A 17,188-nucleotide genomic window follows, 5' to 3' on the forward strand; every position below is an offset into this window, starting at 1 on the left:
CAAACTTATATTTTATGTATATAGGGGTGTGGAGTATTTTAAAAGAAAGGAGATTCCGATGAGCAAAGAATCGATACTCTTTGAACAAGTGATACAGCAAGATCCGGGCTTTTGCTCACCTGGAGAGGATAAGCGCAAGAGCCATCATTCCGATCAAGCCAATAGCGATCTGCTCAACCGATTGAATCGAATCGAAGGACAGGTCCGTGGCATTAAAGACATGATTGAGAAAGATATTTACTGTGACGATATGTTGAATCAGATCTCTTCGATGCAAGCATCATTGAATGATGTCGGGAAGCTAGTACTTGAATATCATATGAAAAGTTGTGTCATCGAACGGATTCAAGTAGGGGATACGGAAGTATTAACGGAATTCATGAAGACGATCAATAAACTGATGAAATAAAGGTCGGACCGCTTTCAGTAATGATACGGCTTTTATGCCATCATTATTATAGGGTAAGGGGAGGCTTTGCGGCTGCAGCGTGTCAAGATGCGCTCTGCATCTTCGAATTTAGATTGAAACGGAGTTGCTATAACCATGAAGAAGAAGATACTCCTCATCGCTGCTGCGGTGGTCGCTTTTAGCGTATTGGCTGCATGCGGCAAAGCGGAGGACAAGAAGCCAGCAAACGGAAATAACCATGCCGGGCATGCAGCAAGCAGCGGGCAAGAGAACGCCGAGAAGCATACAGGAAATGAGAAAGAGGAGGCGGGAGACATGGATCACAGAGGCAGCCACGGCAATCATAGCGCAGCTGCGAAGCCTGTATTGGAGGATCTTAACGTATCGTTTACCTTCCCCACAGGCGCCGCAAAAGCAAACGAAGAAACGGAATTGACTATTCAAATTACGGATAAGGACGGGAAAACGATCAATAAGTATGATACCAATCACGAGAAATTGCTTCATCTCATCATCGTCAATCACGATTTGTCATTCTTTAACCACATTCATCCCGAGTTTAAGGGAGACGGCACATTTACAGTGAACACTTCGTTCCCGGCTGGAGGTGAGTACAAGGTGTTTGCGGACTTTATTCCTACTGGCGGTGCCAATTCCACGCTTAGCAAGTGGGTGAAGGTGGAAGGCAAGGAAAGTAAACATGCCGCGATTACGCCCGAAGGGAAACTGGTGAAAGAAGTGGGTGGCAAGGAAATTGAACTGGCCTTAAGTGGTACGAAACCAAACGAAGAAGTGACATTGACCTTCAACATTCGCGATGCGAAGACGAAGAAGGGGATTGATAACCTGCAGCCTTATTTAGGAGCGGTCGGCCATGTTGTGATTCTATCGAAAGATGCGAATCAATATCTTCATGTTCATCCAATCGATGAGAAAGCTATGGGACCGGATGCGAAATTCGCGACTTCTTTTCCGCAAAGCGGGACGTATAAATTATGGGGACAATTTCAGCATAACGGGGAAGTGTTCACCATACCATTCGTCGTTGATGTGAGGTAAGACGAATGAACATGGGATAAAAGACGATGCTGGCGGTATCATCTGCTATTCAAGTCGGGGGAAGTCGCTTTACGCCGAATCTGCTTACCAAGATAGGTATGATTTGTTCCTGTCGTATCCACGCGATCGATTTATACAAGGAGCAGGAGAAAGGGAAAGAAAAGTTTAGCATGTTGTGGACCGAATTAAATCGAGCGGTGAAAACAAATTAACGCGTAAAGGAGCGGACATTTATGCTGAAAATCGATTCGAAAACACCGATCAAAATTTACACGATTCCAACTTGCAGCGATTGCCGATTTGCCAAGCGCTATTTAAATGAGCATCAAATTCCCTACATCGAATTCAACTGCGAAGAAGATGTGAATTATGCGAAGGAAGTGCTGGAGCTGACAGGTAAGCAGATCGTACCGACCATTGTCATTCAAGACAAGGTGTTCGTTGGTTTCTCTGAAAACTTGAACGAGATAAGCAATCTTCTGCAAACTTGACTGCTAAAATGATGGAAGTATGGTAGACAAAGGAGATTAGCGATGAGTGCCCTTCCTATATAAGGAAGGGCTTTTTTGAATAGAGCAATTATAAAAATGTCATCGACCTACAATGTCTAGAGTTATTTATGTGGTAAAATTAGGATAAGTGAATCTTGGGAGGCGAGTAAATTGAGTCTCGATCTTGTGATGATCATTTTTCTACTGTTCTTAAATATTCCAGTATATAAAGTATTGTTTCGCGTGTTCTTTGTGGATAATGATGATTATAACGAAACGATTAGACATACTTTTACACCTAACATCGTTTCATTATTCCGAGGAGAGTATTGGAAGGATAGAATGAATACGGCAAGACTTCAGTTTTTTATTATTCTTTGCGTTGGGATCATTGTTTTAGAATACCTTGTTTTGAATAAAGTATTTGAAATTCTTGCATAAGCTCTGCTCTATTATGGAAAACTTCTGTAGTGCGAATAAACTGCATGATTCCATTTTGGGAGGATAGCATTATGACAAATCAGGATCCGCAGGAGCTTCTTAAGAGTAAACACAAGCTAGATGAGCAAAAAAGGCAGTTCACAAATTTTGCCCGAAGTGCTTCCGGTCATGGTGAAGTAGAAGCAGGCCAGGAATTCAGTAATGATCGAGTGCCTGACGATCAAAACCGCATGAAATCTGTTGAGAACAGACAAGATTGACCATGAAAAAATTATAAAATAAGCCGATCTTTTCTGGATCGGCTTATTTTATATAATTAATACGTTGTAAGGTGTTGTTTCAATAGGTATCGGATGCTAGAGTTTTCTTGCTTTAATTTCAGAAGTTACAGGAAGCATTTTTGCTTTTTTTGAAAAATCGCTTTTATCGTCCCGCGACTACATAAGTTATCATCAGATTGCTCAATCATTTGCTCAATGACAAATCCCACTTTAGTGAGTGCATTCACATAGGTTGATAATTTACTATCGGATCCGATTATGTTAGCGTACTTTCGTCAAGAGATACTGAATACCAAGATTCATCGAAATAACAATTTTTAAAAACTAGAATTTCATTTTCTGTATAGACACACAGGCTCCGTTAACCGCATTTATGTTTCCAATTTCAATAGCAATGATGTTTCTGTGATCAACGGAGTAACAGGTGCGGTGATAGTAGTCATCCCTGTAGGCGTGAATCCTGCGGGAGTAGCCATAAACCCGTTAACCAATCGTATTTATGTTGCTAATTTGAACAGCAACAACGTATCCGTTATGGACGGAGCGGTCAATACCTCTACCAATGCTATCTATGTTGCCAACTTTAATGATAATACTGTTACTGTCATTGACGGATTAACCAACACTGTGGTGACTACCATTATTCCCGCCGGCGGTTCTCCTTTTCCAACGGGGATAGGTGTGAATTCCTTAAACAATTCTATTTATGTAGCTGAATTCAACTCGGATATTGTTACCGTCATTGACGGGGTTACGAATATGGTTACCCAGGCTGTGATTAGTGTTATTCCTGTAGGTGCACGTCCGTTCTTAATCAGTGTAAATCCGTAGAAGGCAAGGACAAAGAATTTAGTACACTCTAAATTCTGTTCTTCATATTACCGCAGGGGGTGAATTATACGATGGAAATAACATCGGCAGAAGAAATCATGATCCTGTTGTCGAGCATGGGTCGTGATTGCTGATTATACACCTTATTCCTGGGATTGGGGTATGGTATACTTCAAGATCTCGATAATGAACATTACCATTTTGTTAGCTGAATTAGGCATCTTCTTTTTACTTTTTAAGAAGCGTGAGAAGTTACCGTTGTATGTAATAGTGCGATGGTGCAGAAGGGTTGTTCTTACTAACTATGTGTATGGGGGGAGATAGGCTGTGAGCTTGTAGATTTTCAAGGTATTGGGAATGGACTAGTGTATTCGATAATCTGAAAAAATTAGCTACTTCCCATAAATCTCATAGGCGGCTGGTTCTTTCATCCGTCGCACCGCCAGTTTTAAGATCGAGGGACAAGAACATAGTCCCTTTAAAAGTCGCTAAAACGGCAGCTTATTTTGCCTAACCGTATATACACAGTTTCTTCCTCCCGCTAAAATGTACTCCCCTCGTTCAATATGAACATTATTTCCTAGAACAGTTTTAAATAGATGCAACTCATTCTTGCATAACCCGGTACACACAGCAGCAGCTTCACAGATCGGGCAATGTTTCTCAATGAATAAAAGACTGCCATCTTCCTGCTTCTTAACCTCGGCCATATAACCTTCATTTGTTCGAATCTCGGCCAGCTTCTCCAGTTTCTCTCTAACGTCTGTTGTATCACCAAGATGCTGAAGATATTGTTCTTGCATATTCTTATTTCGAACAGCCAGCAGCTTGTCCAGCCCCTCATTTCCGAAAGCTTCTTTCATGGAATTGATCAAACTGATGGATAAATCCGAATATCCGCTTGGAAAAAACCGATCAGCCGCGGGAGTTAAGATCCATAGCTTGGTGGGTCGACCCATGGGACGGGACTCTTCTTTGTTAGTTACCAACCCTTCTTCTTTCAGCGCATTCAAATGTTGACGAATAGCCATTCCAGATAGCGAAAACTGGGAGGAGAGTGCCATAACATCCATTCCCCCTTGCTGCTTTAACAGATCAATGATCGCTCTTCGGGTCTTGGTTGAGACATCCTTTTTGGTATGATTTCGGCTCAAGGTGCACCTCCTTTTGAAGCAACTAAATCTACATCACAGACTACATTTTAAACAAAAATGTTGACAAAGTCAAAGCTGAACTGTAGCTTAGACATTATAAACAAAAATGTTTACTAAGTTTCCGGATACGATGTATACATACCAATTTTCTTGGAAGTCACATTTCATGCCGTCTAATCATCAAAGCATTTTCAGCCCACGTTATTTTGTACTATCCATAGGACGTATATCAAGATAGGAAAGGGTATCCAATCTTTAGGTTTGAAAAACAAATAACTGAAGGAGGAGTTTACAATGATCATCGAGGTCAGTGATAAGGCATCAGAAAAAATCGCCGAAATCTTATTAAGTGCGAATATCCGAAATCCATTCCTTAGAGTGGGTGTTGATGAAGGGGGATGCAGTGGATTATCCTACACCCTAGTCGTAGATGAACAGCAGGCAGAAGAGGACATTGTATTAAATAAAAAGGATTTTAGTATATTGGTTCACCCGAATAGTATCCCATATATTGACGGGCTTGAAATTGACTATGAAGAGAGTGGAATGGTAGGCGGATTCACTATGAATAACCCTAATGCAAAAGCTTCATGTGGATGCGGAGCCAGTTTCAGAATGGCCAATTATCGTGGCGAAATAAAAAAATGTGATTAAACAGCAGAAAGGAGAGAAGAGGAATGATATCATTTGCAGTATCCGAAAAAGCATTGGATTCATTTAAGAATGAATGGGATTTGGAAGAGGGCCAATATGTAAGAATTTATGCAAAATATTCCGGTGGAGGCTCAGATGCCTTCACTGTTGGAATTAATGCAAGTGCTACACCGATCGATCCCGCATGGGTTCAATCCATTAGCGGATTTCATTTCTTTGTTGAAAACACTGATGTTTGGATTTTACAGGATGAACTTCTTCAAATTGATTGTAATGAAGACGGCATATTTTCAACCAAAATCTCCTGAGCATCTTCTTGAGTGCAATGTACAGTAGAATATCTACTACACTTCTAGCAATTTCGCACGCTTTTGTCTATACTATTTTAAATAAATATCAGAATGGGATCTGATTTTAACAGAAGCAGGTGCAGAACATTGATAAATTTGGACAAATTAGCAAAGGCATTTACTAAAGGTGTCTATGATATAGAAGATAGAAGCAGATTAGTCATCCAGCCCAAAAGTTTATTAAGTGAATTTACCACCGTTAAGCATGGATTTCTGTTTATCATTCGCGGAGGAGCCAGAATACGTGTGAATGGAACCGTATATGAATTACGGCCAGGGTCAGTTTTTCATGCGGCTCCAGGTATGCAAATGGATTCGCAGGTTATAGGACAATCAGAGCTTGAGTATTACTCCCTTTTTTATAAATTGGATATGCCAGAAGAAATGAATTGTACTACCGAATTTGACTCTCATTTCAAGCTGGAGCCAGGAGCCAATCTAAAAATTATTGAATTACTAATCATGCTTCATCAGAATACCCATCCATCCGGAGAAATTGGAAAGCTGCGTATCAAAGAGCTGTTCTTAAGCCTAATGCATCAGGTTCTGATTGCTTGCAGTTACAGAGAGAACGACAGTTCACCGAATCAAAAGATGGTTGATGAAGCCCTTGCATACATTAAACTCCATTATATGAATTCACTTACACTCGGTGAGTTAGCGGAACGGCATGCAATGAGTACGAACCGCTTCTCTTACTTCTTTCACAAATACACGGGGCTGCGTCCAATCGACTATGTCGTTAATTATCGTATGGAACGAGCCTGTGACTTACTCAAAGCAGGCAATTTTCCTATTCACGAGATTGCGGACCGTGTCGGTTATGACAATCCGCTCTATTTCAGCCGATTATTTAAAAAGAAATTCGGTGTTGCTCCATCTGCCTATAGATAATTAGATAATATACATATCGAGTTTCTTATACTTGAATTAAGTCTGCAGCTACTGGTGATGAACCAGAAGTGCAGACTTTTTTATTTAGATTAAATAATGATGCATGTAGAATTTGAGATTTGTACATTTGAATTTATTTAATTTTTTGATAAACTCACCCTTGTAACTGAGAATCATTATCAGTAAATTGATTTATAAATGAAAGGCTGGTAGCTATGACAGGAAACAGACAATTATGTATTGGGTTGTCCTTAAATGCAACCTGGATGAAAGGAGACGGCTGGCGGCACCCGGATAGCGGAGTCGAAAAGATGGGGTCTATCGAATATTATATTGATTTGGCAAAAATGGCGGAGAATTCTAAGCTCGATTTTCTATTCAGGGCTGATTATCTGTATGTTAGCCCGCAGATGTTAGGGGATTCCTCTAATTTCGGCAGTCCGGACCCTGCATTGTTTTTTGCAGCGATAGCCCGTGAAACCGAGCGGATCGGACTAGTGACGACGATTTCTACCACTTTTAATCCGCCTTATGTTGTAGCAAGACAGCTTCAGTCTTTACACTGGCTAAGCAATGGACGTGCCGGCTGGAATATTGTCACTTCTATTGAAGGCGCCGATAATTTCAGCGATTCACCTATGCCTTCACCGGAAGAGAGATATGCCAAGGCAAAAGAGTTCACGGATGTTGTATGCAAGCTGTGGGAGAGTTTTCCGAATGAAGCGATTGTTATCGATCGTCAGTCGGGTATGTTCTCGGATAAGGATAAAGTAACTGCTATAAATCATTCCGGTGAATTTTTCAGTGTAAAAGGAGCGCTTACTTTGCCTGCTCACAGGTCAGGAACGCCTCCGCTATTTCAAGCCGGCGCTTCGGATATTGGACGGAATTTCGCTTCTTCCGTTGCAGATGCTATTTTTGCAGCAATGCCGGATATCGAATCAGGAGTGGAGCTAAGAAATGATCTGAGAAAAAGAGCGGCAGAGCAGGGACGTGATCCGGATGCAATCAGAGTTTTGCCGGGCTTATATTTTTTCCTGGCTGATACGCGCGAAGAAGCGCTTGAATTACATAAGACCGCACATGCGAATTTAAGTCTTGAGCGCAGACATGCCTCGCTTAAATCGGTTTTAGGTCTTGATTTAACCGATTATTCCATAGATAGGCGCGTAACTGCCGATATGTTACCCGATCCAAATCAGGCCGTCCGCAGCCGGACACATGCCGAACTATTGCGGCGGTATATTATCAAAAACCAGCCTACAGTGAAAGAGATCCTGGACAGGCCGGAGGTTGTCGGATCTGCTCATTGGGTATCTGTCGGGACAGTCGAGGATGTACTGAACGATATTATTGAGCGGTTTGAAGCGGGGGCTATGGATGGCTTCATCGCCTTGCCGGGCGGTTCAGAACAATCTATGGAACTGTTTTTTGAGAAGCTGGTACCGAAGCTGGTTGAGAGAGGCTTGTTCCGAAGTGAATATACGGGGTGCACTTTTCGTGAGCATCTAGGGATTTAAAAAAAGAGAGTTGAGGCGATTGAACGATGCATGAAGAGGAAATGTTTGATGTTACGATTATTGGCGGCGGTCCGGCCGGATTATTTGCAGCATTTTATAGTGGGCTCCGCGAAATGAAGACCAAAATCATTGAATTTCAGCCTGTACTTGGCGGTAAGGTGCATGTCTATCCGGAAAAGATGATATGGGATGTGGGAGGCTTACAACCTATTCTTGGCTCGCAGCTTATTGAACAAATGGTTGCGCAAGGGATGACGTTCCAGCCGGATGTTGCTTTTAATGAAAAGGTCACATCCATCTCGAAAGATGAAGCAGGTTACTTTATATTGCACACGTCCGCAAACCGGAAGCATTTCACTAGAACTGTAATATTGGCCATTGGAGGAGGCATTCTGAAGCCGATCAAGCTTGAAATCGAGGGTGCCGAAAGATTTGAAATCACAAATTTGCATTATACGGTGAAGTCACTTGCCCGCTTCAAAGAGAAGTCTATTCTAATATCGGGTGGCGGACATTCTGCTGTTGACTGGGCGAACGAACTGGCCCCGATTGCCAAAAAGGTGTATTTAACGTACCGGAAAGAGAACTTAAAGGGGCATGAAGCAGATATTTCACGCTTGGCGAACAATGGCGTAGTGTGCTTATTAAATACTTCAATCGAAAAATTGATTGCCACACCGGATCACGAAAGAATAGGGACAGTACTGCTAAAAAGCAATGACAACGGAGAAGCATTTGAGCTGTCCGTTGATGAGGTCATCATTAATCACGGTTATGAACGCGACAAGGAACTACTGGTAAACAGTGAAATTAAAATTGATCTGTGGGAACATCGGATTTCAGGATCAGCAATGAGCGGGACATCCGTGCCGGGCATTTATGCGGCAGGTGATGTTCTGCATCATGAAGGTAAGCTGCACCTGATAGCGGGAGCGTTCCAGGATTCTGCCAATGCAGTAAACCAGGCCAAACAATACATCACGCCAGAGGCAAATTCGACCGGGATGGTGTCTTCGCATAATGACCTGTTCATACAGAAAAACCGTGATTTAATGAAGCATTTATACAGATAGTAATGATAACAACTCAAGGGGGAGCCAAATGAATAGACTATTTGGATGGATTGCATCCTTAATTATACTTGTAGGATTACTGGCTGGATGTTCCGAAACTTCAGTCACACCTGCACCTGAAGTCGGCAAGATCGAGGAAGCGGGATGGCCAAGAACAATTGCAGATGCCAGCGACAATGGAGTGGTGCTCAAGACACGACCTGAGCGGATAGCGGTTCTTCATCCTTTGTATTTGGATTACTTTTTTGCTCTAGATACGCCTCCAATCGCATCAACTAACGCAGCTGAAGCAATGAAAGATTTCGCTACTTTACAGCCTTATGCCGGAACTGCTGAGATTATTGATTTGGGCAATAGCAATGCGAATTTGGAAATGATCATGGATGCAAAGCCTGATGTGATTGTAACCTTCAAGGGTTCTGTTGATAGCAATTATGATGAGTTGAATAAGATTGCACCTGTCATCTTAATTGACTACACCGATACTTGGGAAAAAACGACGATGCTGTGTGCTCAGATTGTTGGAAAAGAGACGTTAGCAGAACAAGCCATTAAAGAAACACAAGAAATGATAGCCAATACGAAAAAAAAGTTAAATAGTCTTGAAAATAAGACCTTTGCCTTGCTACGGGTCGATGGAAAAGCCAATTTTAATGCTCAAGGCTCTAAAAACACGATGTACTACAATCAAACAGTGGGCTTTGGGTTGTTGCCACCAAAGGGATATCCCGAGGAGGGCGGGGCGCTTTCTCTGGAGGGTCTATACAGCATGAATCCCGATTATATTATTATCCAGCATGATATGGATATCGCAAAGGCGGCCATCAAGGAGAAGGAAACTTCAAAAGCGTGGAACTCACTGGAAGCAGTAAAAAACAATCATGTTCTTATCTTTGATAATTCACTAAACAGCGCAAGTATCCTGGCTGTCCGTTTGGCTGCAGATCATTTCCTGCAATTGGCGGCTGAACAATAATTTATTATACAAAAATCCGATTGACGCTGCTGGGCGCAATCGGATTTTCGTTATTTAGATAAATATCTTGTCCTGTTGTTTGGCGAAAATAAAGTATTAGACTGCAGCTGTTGTCGTTCCAATAACGTTCCCCGTTAGCATAATCACCTTAAGTGACAAGGTCATCTTACCGTCTGGTAAACGAGGCCTATGGCTCCAGAATCAAAGGTCTTGTTTTCGATTAGCTTAAGATTGATCTTCTCCTTGAGACCTTGGAATAACGGCAATCCCTTACCGATCAGAACGGGAGAAACCGTAATTTTATACTCATCAATTAAATCAAGCTGCATGAGGTGGTGTGCGAACCTAGGACTGCCGAGGATGACCATATCCTTGCCTGGCTGCTGTTTGAGGTTATTGATCTCTTTCTCGACATCTTCTTTCACGAGTCTGGAATTATTCCATTCGACTTTCTCCAGCGTCGTGGAAAAAACGATTTTGGCTGTCTTTTCGATCCACTCGGCATGATTCCGTTCATGCTGCGAAGCTGATGGGTTCGAAGGCACAGATGGCCAGTAACTATGCATCATCTGATAAGTCCCACGTCCCCAAAGGACAGTGTCGGCAGTACTCAGAATTTCTTTCGCATGTTTCTCCAAATCAGCATCGTAGGAAACCCAACCAATGTCCATTTCACCATTCGGCCCTTCTACAAAACCGTCAAGCGATGTGTGAAGAAATAGAACGAGTTTTCTCATTTTCAGTTCTCCTTTGTTCATGAGGGATATTTACATTATACATTAACTACATTTTAGCAGTTTTCTTCAGTCTAGACCTTTATTATCTTTAGACAACTGTTATTGATAATGGTTATCATTTATGATGATCATTAGACAGATAACGAAGGGGTAGTCATTATGCACATAAACAATCAAATCTTTCTTTGGGATCAAGCGACCGTCAAGTTATTGGATGTACGCCAAATTGAAATGGTTCAAAGCGAAATTCTTCAAAAATATAAGATTCCTGCCAGTATATTTTTACTTTCGGTACATGGGAGCGCTCAAGTTCAGTTAGATCAGGCCGAATTTTCTTTTACAGGATTTCAAATCCTCCATAGCGGGAAAGGGGCGACCCTCAATATTGTTCCGACAAGCAAGAAATTTGTTTACTATATCATTTACTACCGTGCATGGATTCATGAAGAGGATCCCTTCCAAATACAATATTGTTTTTCCCCTAATGCACCTATTTTACTTTATAACAAATTTCAAATGATGCATCAAAAATGGAACAGGCAAGAAGAGAGACTCCATGTTAAATCACTGTTTTATCAATTCATTGATCAGGTTTTAAAAGAATTACATAGAAAAGAGACTGAGGTGAAACAAACAAGTGTTGCAGTCCAAGTAATCACCTATATCCAGGAATACTATGCGGAGCCAATTACATTAGATTCTCTTGCGGAAGTATTTAATTTCAGTGCTTATCATTTGTCATCATTGTTTAAAGAGTACACAGGTATGAGTCCGATTGATTACTTAATTCGTTTTAGGCTTGAACGGGCAACAGAGCTTTTAATGACAACAGAGGCTTCTGTCGGGGAAATTGCAGGAAGCGTTGGTTATAAAGACGTTTATTATTTCAGCCGAATTTTTAAGAAAAGAAAAGGTGTATCCCCTGCACATTTTAGAACAAGAGAGTTACAGGCACATAAAGTTGCTGAAAGTCCATCAAACTTCCCCACATCCTCTATTTTTGAACACATCGTTCAACAGTATATTAATAATGATAATCATTATCATAATATGGAAAAAGGGGAATTACATATGTTTAAAATGACAAAATCTCAGACGACGGCAGCTTTGCTGCTTTGCGGTTCTCTATTATTAGGCGCTTGCTCAAGCGGGACGGGCACAGCTGCGAAGGAGCAGAGTACTGGGAATGGAACCGTTAATCAAACAGTATTAGAAGAAAGTTCGAAGACTCGAATAGTATCAACGCCAAAGGGAGATGTGGAAGTACCTGCAGAGCCGAAAAGAGTAGCGGCTGACCAATATATGGGGCATTTATTGAAATTAGGAATTGTTCCAATCGGTGCAAGAACATTTATGCTGGATGAAGGCTGGATGGAAAAGGCGGACATACCGAAAGAAACGATCGAGAAAATTGAAGATTTAGGGGATTTTCCTTTAAACCTGGAAAAATTAACGATGCTAGATCCGGACTTAATTATCGGTTCAATCGATGAGAACATAGAACAATATGAGAAGATTGGAACGACTGTTTTTCTGCCTTATTGGGAGGGGTTAACAACCGCAGGGCCGCTTGATAAATTCAGGGGTGTAAGCAAGATATTCGGAAAAGAAAAAGAAGCAGAAGAATGGATTACGGAATACGAACAGAAAGTAGCTGAAGCAAAGTCGAAACTCGCCGGTGTTATCAAGGAAGGGGAAACCGTTTCGGTTGTTTCATTTTCAGAAAAAGCGGTATACGTCTTAGCGGCAAAGGGAGGAAACTATGGTTCTTCCACTATATACAATATGCTGCAGCTGCCTCCAACAGAAAGTGCAAAAAATATGGCGGAGGGGTTTGAATCGATTTCACTTGAAGTGCTCCCAGAATACTTAGGGGATTATGTTTTTGTTTATAATGGCGATGCTGATGCAACAAATAAAGCAATGGAAAGTAACATATGGAAAGGCATCCCTGCAGTGAAAAATGGCAAAGTTTATTTGTATGGTGATAACTATCATGATGAATTCGTAATGGAGGACCCTTTTTCATTAGAGCTTCAGCTGGATACGATTGTTAATTTATTACTTGACACTACTAAATAATTTAATAGATATGGCACATCTGAACGAAACGGAATTCACCTCCTGAATAAATAAAAAAAACGCTCCGTTTGGACTGTGGATCAGGCCGTTCCTGATAGGAAGTGGAGGAACTCCGAGAGTGAGGTTGTCCGGTACCACATAAGGCTTTGTCCTATGAGCAAGTGCCTTGGTCGGCATCATCCACATAAAAATTCCAAGCGCAGCATTCAAAAGAGGATTTATATCAATGGATATTAATGACATTGACATCTACAGGTTTTTCTAAAATAATAGAATGTAATTAAATACTGGTACCTTTAATTCAGTCCAGAGAGGCTGACAAGGACAGCGGATTTTTATAATCACGTGAGAAGCAGGGCATATTCCGTCAAGGGATGCTCTGTGTCTTAGCGCGGATTGTGATGAACAAAAGAGGCTACTTGTCAGTTTGATCTGACGAGTAGCCTCTTTTGTTTCTGCTTTTTTGGTATCAGGACACTTTATACTGGGGGTATTCTGATGAGTAAACAAGATCAAGAGTTTTCGTGGCAAGCGGTGCCGAAAACGCAGAGAAATCATTTTGGAAAGACGTTCTCCGTCATGTTAGCATTCACTTTCTTTTCCGCAAGCATGTTGGCAGGGGGAACGTTAGGGGTCAGTTTGACATTCATGGAGTTCATTGGAATCGTGCTTGCCGGTAATCTGGCACTCGGCATCTATACCGGAGCACTGGCACATATCGCTGCCAAAACAGGTCTTTCCACGCATTTGCTTGCAAAATATGCGTTCGGTGAAAAAGGCTCGTACCTTCCTTCTTTCCTGCTTGGCTTCACACAGGTCGGATGGTTCGGTGTCGGTGTAGCCATGTTCGCGGTACCTGTCGCCAGAGCGATGGACTGGAATGTGTACCTTTTAATCTTCGTGTTTGGTCTTGCAATGACGGCATCAGCCATCTTCGGCATGAAGTCGCTCGTCATTCTGGGTTATATAGCAGTTCCGGCCATTGCTGTTCTCGGTGGTTACTCTGTGTTCGAAGGAGTAACCACGCTGGGTGGTCTGCAAGGGTTGCTCGATTACTCACCAACAGAGTCGCTCACCGCAGCAGCAGCATTGACCATTTGTATCGGGTCATTCATTAGCGGCGGAACGTTGACGCCCGATTTTGCCCGGTTTGCCAGAACATCCCGGCAGGCGGTTACTGCAACGGTCATTTCGTTCTTTTTAGGGAACTCACTTATGTTTCTCTTCGGTGCAGTCGGCGCAATGGCTTATAATTTGGCAGATATCTCGGAGGTCATGTTCTTGCAAGGATTGCTCATTCCTGCGATCATCGTACTGGGGCTGAACATCTGGACAACTAACGATAACGCACTTTACGCTTCCGGGCTGGGCTTTGCCAATATCACTAAAATTTCGAAAAAGTTTTTCGTTATCGTTAACGGCATCGTGGGTACCGTATTTGCCATGTGGATGTACAACAATTTCGTTGGTTTCCTGAATGTGCTGGGCGCGGCGATCCCGTCCATCGGGGCGATCATCATCGCAGACTATTTTATTGTGAAGCGCAGAAACTACCAACCATTTGCCGACATGACTTTCAAAAATGTAAACTGGATCGCGATGGTAGCTTGGGTTATAGGAGTGGCCTTCGCCCAGCTGGCTCCAGGAATAACACCACTTAATGCACTGATTGGAACAGCGGTTGTATACACCGTGATAATGCTGATCGTTGCTAAGAAAGAATCCAAAGAAATGGGGAATAAAAATGATTATACAGAACGCAAAATTGCGGGGTAAAGAAGGTTTATGGAATATTGTTGTGAAAGATGGGAAGTTTGAGCTTATCACGCAGTCAATGGAGCTAACTGCGAATGAGGAAGTAATTGATGTTAACGGCTCACTTGTGCTGCCACCGTTCATTGAACCTCATATTCACTTAGATACAACGTTAACAGCAGGTGAGCCGGAATGGAATTTGAGCGGAACACTGTTTGAAGGCATCCAGCGTTGGTCAGAACGCAAGGCCTTCCTGACGCATGAAGACGTCAAAACGCGTTCCAAAACTGCATTGAAGTGGCAGATCGCGCAGGGTATCCAGCATGTACGAACACATGTAGACGTTACTGATCCAAGCTTGACCGCCGTAAAAGCGATGCTTGAAGTAAAAGAAGAAATGGCACCGTTCATTGACATCCAGCTTGTCGCTTTTCCACAGGAAGGTATTCACTCCTTCCCGAACGGCGTGGAATTACTAGAAGAGTCGCTGAAAATGGGTGTTGACGTGGTGGGTGGTATTCCACACTTCGAATTCACAAGAGAATATGGCGTTGATTCGATGAAGGTTGCGTTTGACCTCGCTGAAAAATACGACCGTCTGATCGATATCCATTGCGACGAAATCGATGACGAGCAATCCCGTTTCTTGGAAGTTGTAGCCAAAGAAGCTTACGAACGCGGGCTTGGTTCCCGTACGACAGCAAGCCACACGACGGCGATGGGGTCATACAATGATGCATATACGTACAAATTGTTTAGATTACTGAAGATGGCTGACCTAAATTTCGTCTCCAATCCTCTGGTTAACATCCATCTGCAGGGACGCTTTGACACTTATCCGAAAAGAAGAGGGTTAACTCGCGTCAAAGAACTGCTGGAAGCGGGACTTAATGTATGCTTCGGTCACGATGACATTTTTGATCCATGGTATCCGCTTGGCACAGGCAACATGCTTCAGGTGCTGCACATGGGTATTCATGCTTCTCAGTTGCTCGGATACGATCAAATCGTAAATTCAATCGATCTTATTACGAAAAATAGCGCAAGAACGTTGAATATCGAGGATATGTATGGCATTGAAGTAGGTAAACCTGCCAACTTCATCGTTCTTGAAGCAGAGAACGAGTATGAGACCATTCGTAAACAGGCCGGAGTACTTTATTCGTTCAGAGCCGGCCGCAAAATCGCGGAAACAAAGCCGCGGGACACTTCGATCATTCTTGAGAACGGTTCGGAGAAGATTACTTTCAATAAATAATCGAATGAACTATGTGCTCCATCAAGCAGCGCCTGCTTTTTAGCCAAAAATCCCCTCATGATAGTCAGGAATATATGAGATCACGTGATTGTGAACTCTTCCTGTATACATGGGGGGATTTTTTAGTTTCTAGTGTAGGACACAGTTCATGAATCAGTACTTCAGCACAGTAAAATTTGTTATAAGTACATTCAAAAGAGAAAAAAGTGGGATTTTATATATTGGTTGTGATAACCGTTTTTCAATAGACGATGTTTCACTCAGCTAACAGGCAGTTTACAATAACAGTGCATGGAAATTTATGGGGTTAAAAATGGAAAGAAGGTTGAGAACATGGGAATGCGTGGTTATTACTTTGCAATGGATGACAATCTGGTGCAGAAAATCGCAGTAGGAGACATTGCATTGAAGAGTTTGAAAATAGACGATTATCCCGGACTGGACATTGATAGATCCTGGGAGGCGATTCACTACTTGCTTTGTGGAGATATCTCCGATGGAGATGCGCCTCTTGGCTATGTTGTTCCACTGACGTCAGAAAGAGCCATCGATTTTGGCTCATACGGGGCTTTTTCCTTACGTGCCGAGCAAGTTGCAGAAGCGCTTCAGGCTATGTCTACGCTGGTTGAAGCACAGCTCCGTTTGCGGTATAATTTCCCGGCCATGGTCAAGAACGAGGTATATCCTCTAGATCCTGATACTGTTTCAGACGAGGATAAGGACGAGTTCTTTGCTTACATGCTTCAGCATTTTAACGAAATCCGGCGTTTCTACAGTCAAACTGTAGCGAAGGGCAAAGGTCTCATCTTCTATATTTTCTGATTCCAATAATTTGAATCATTCAGGGGCTAATATATCAAATAGTGCTAAACTAACGTGAAACGTTAGTTCAATTAAACAGCGACAGTCTAGGACTATATTTTTCGTCCTTTGCTGTCGCTGTTTTAATTCTAGGGTCAGTCTATTACTTTACTTGCCGCTGAAAGTTGTTATATTTTTGTAGAATCACTTAGGACGTTCCGGACCTAAACTCCAGTATCACTAAGACTTTTTTCATAGCTTATTTCCAAGATTCGACCTAGTTTTCACCCACTGTATAGGCCGAAAGTATAAATTTACAACACTTTACAAAAATCTATGTTTTTCCTAATCCTTATGAGATAGCATATTAGACGAAAGCGGTGGACAATTATGGAAAAATCCACCGATCTATATCTTAAGGA

Annotated in this window: 18 protein-coding genes; 16 read left to right on the top strand and 2 right to left on the bottom strand. The window is 42.2% G+C overall.

Translation table 11 applies throughout. The features are described from left to right. Window positions 1-58 precede the first annotated feature (58 nt). From MHI27_RS15785 to MHI27_RS15810, 6 genes are all read left to right on the top strand, one after another. Window positions 59-409, top strand: a complete 351-nt coding sequence (locus tag MHI27_RS15785) for a metal-sensitive transcriptional regulator (protein WP_405174142.1) — start codon at window positions 59-61, stop codon at window positions 407-409. A gap of 135 nt (window positions 410-544) precedes the next feature. Beyond that, complete coding sequence (locus MHI27_RS15790; RefSeq protein ID WP_405174143.1) at window positions 545-1,468, top strand: hypothetical protein; 924 nt, start codon at window positions 545-547, stop codon at window positions 1,466-1,468. A 233-nt stretch (window positions 1,469-1,701) separates the two neighbouring features. Then, window positions 1,702-1,959, top strand: coding sequence for a glutaredoxin family protein (locus MHI27_RS15795; RefSeq protein WP_076283733.1), 258 nt, complete (start codon window positions 1,702-1,704; stop codon window positions 1,957-1,959). A gap of 171 nt (window positions 1,960-2,130) precedes the next feature. Then, the gene (locus MHI27_RS15800) at window positions 2,131-2,400 is read left to right on the top strand and encodes a hypothetical protein (RefSeq protein ID WP_149645694.1); all 270 of its coding nucleotides are present in this window, start codon (window positions 2,131-2,133) and stop codon (window positions 2,398-2,400) included. A 71-nt stretch (window positions 2,401-2,471) separates the two neighbouring features. After that, the gene (locus tag MHI27_RS15805) at window positions 2,472-2,660 is read left to right on the top strand and encodes a hypothetical protein (RefSeq protein ID WP_042188410.1); all 189 of its coding nucleotides are present in this window, start codon (window positions 2,472-2,474) and stop codon (window positions 2,658-2,660) included. A 390-nt stretch (window positions 2,661-3,050) separates the two neighbouring features. Then, the gene (locus MHI27_RS15810) at window positions 3,051-3,512 is read left to right on the top strand and encodes a hypothetical protein (protein WP_405176751.1); all 462 of its coding nucleotides are present in this window, start codon (window positions 3,051-3,053) and stop codon (window positions 3,510-3,512) included. 488 nt (window positions 3,513-4,000) lie between these two features. Here MHI27_RS15810 and MHI27_RS15815 read toward each other — a convergent pair whose 3' ends face one another. Further along, window positions 4,001-4,666: a helix-turn-helix transcriptional regulator gene (locus MHI27_RS15815; RefSeq protein WP_405174144.1), complete on the bottom strand. Its 666-nt coding sequence runs from the start codon at window positions 4,664-4,666 to the stop codon at window positions 4,001-4,003. A 294-nt stretch (window positions 4,667-4,960) separates the two neighbouring features. Here MHI27_RS15815 and MHI27_RS15820 point away from each other — a divergent pair, with 294 nt between their 5' ends. The 6 genes from MHI27_RS15820 (at window position 4,961) to MHI27_RS15845 (ending at window position 10,133) form a co-directional block, all read left to right on the top strand. After that, complete coding sequence (locus MHI27_RS15820) at window positions 4,961-5,320, top strand: iron-sulfur cluster assembly accessory protein (protein WP_370510539.1); 360 nt, start codon at window positions 4,961-4,963, stop codon at window positions 5,318-5,320. A 23-nt stretch (window positions 5,321-5,343) separates the two neighbouring features. Beyond that, the gene (locus MHI27_RS15825; RefSeq protein ID WP_076299804.1) at window positions 5,344-5,628 is read left to right on the top strand and encodes a HesB/YadR/YfhF family protein; all 285 of its coding nucleotides are present in this window, start codon (window positions 5,344-5,346) and stop codon (window positions 5,626-5,628) included. Between the two features lie 129 nt (window positions 5,629-5,757). Next, a complete protein-coding gene (locus MHI27_RS15830; RefSeq protein WP_340969639.1) occupies window positions 5,758-6,564 on the top strand; it encodes an AraC family transcriptional regulator in 807 nt (268 codons plus the stop codon). 215 nt (window positions 6,565-6,779) lie between these two features. Continuing rightward, window positions 6,780-8,084 (top strand): NtaA/DmoA family FMN-dependent monooxygenase, encoded by a 1,305-nt coding sequence (locus tag MHI27_RS15835; RefSeq protein WP_405174145.1) that lies wholly within the window; start codon window positions 6,780-6,782, stop codon window positions 8,082-8,084. Window positions 8,085-8,110: 26 nt separating this feature from the next. Beyond that, window positions 8,111-9,157 (top strand): NAD(P)/FAD-dependent oxidoreductase, encoded by a 1,047-nt coding sequence (locus tag MHI27_RS15840; protein ID WP_405174146.1) that lies wholly within the window; start codon window positions 8,111-8,113, stop codon window positions 9,155-9,157. 28 nt (window positions 9,158-9,185) lie between these two features. Next, window positions 9,186-10,133 carry an ABC transporter substrate-binding protein gene (locus tag MHI27_RS15845; protein WP_405174147.1) on the top strand — a complete coding sequence of 316 codons (948 nt, stop codon included), beginning with the start codon at window positions 9,186-9,188 and terminating at the stop codon, window positions 10,131-10,133. A 161-nt stretch (window positions 10,134-10,294) separates the two neighbouring features. Here the strand turns inward: MHI27_RS15845 and MHI27_RS15850 are convergent, their stop codons facing one another. Then, entirely contained in the window at window positions 10,295-10,870 is a 576-nt protein-coding gene (locus MHI27_RS15850; protein ID WP_405174148.1) for a dihydrofolate reductase family protein, read from the bottom strand. Window positions 10,871-11,029: 159 nt separating this feature from the next. On the opposite strand from MHI27_RS15850, the gene MHI27_RS15855 reads away from it, so the two are divergent. The 4 genes from MHI27_RS15855 to MHI27_RS15870 all read left to right on the top strand — a co-directional run bounded on the left by MHI27_RS15855 (window position 11,030) and on the right by MHI27_RS15870 (window position 16,787). Beyond that, complete coding sequence (locus MHI27_RS15855) at window positions 11,030-12,952, top strand: AraC family transcriptional regulator (protein ID WP_405174149.1); 1,923 nt, start codon at window positions 11,030-11,032, stop codon at window positions 12,950-12,952. Window positions 12,953-13,450: 498 nt separating this feature from the next. Next, window positions 13,451-14,728, top strand: a complete 1,278-nt coding sequence (gene codB / locus MHI27_RS15860; protein WP_405174150.1) for a cytosine permease — start codon at window positions 13,451-13,453, stop codon at window positions 14,726-14,728. Continuing rightward, the gene (locus tag MHI27_RS15865) at window positions 14,697-15,965 is read left to right on the top strand and encodes a cytosine deaminase (RefSeq protein WP_042188420.1); all 1,269 of its coding nucleotides are present in this window, start codon (window positions 14,697-14,699) and stop codon (window positions 15,963-15,965) included. Before codB ends, MHI27_RS15865 begins: the two co-directional genes overlap by 32 nt. Window positions 15,966-16,298: 333 nt before the next feature. Beyond that, entirely contained in the window at window positions 16,299-16,787 is a 489-nt protein-coding gene (locus tag MHI27_RS15870; RefSeq protein WP_076299813.1) for a YfbM family protein, read from the top strand. Window positions 16,788-17,188: the final 401 nt, after the last annotated feature.

The organism is Paenibacillus sp. FSL H8-0261 (assembly GCF_045040645.1).
Classification (GTDB): domain Bacteria; phylum Bacillota; class Bacilli; order Paenibacillales; family Paenibacillaceae; genus Paenibacillus_AQ.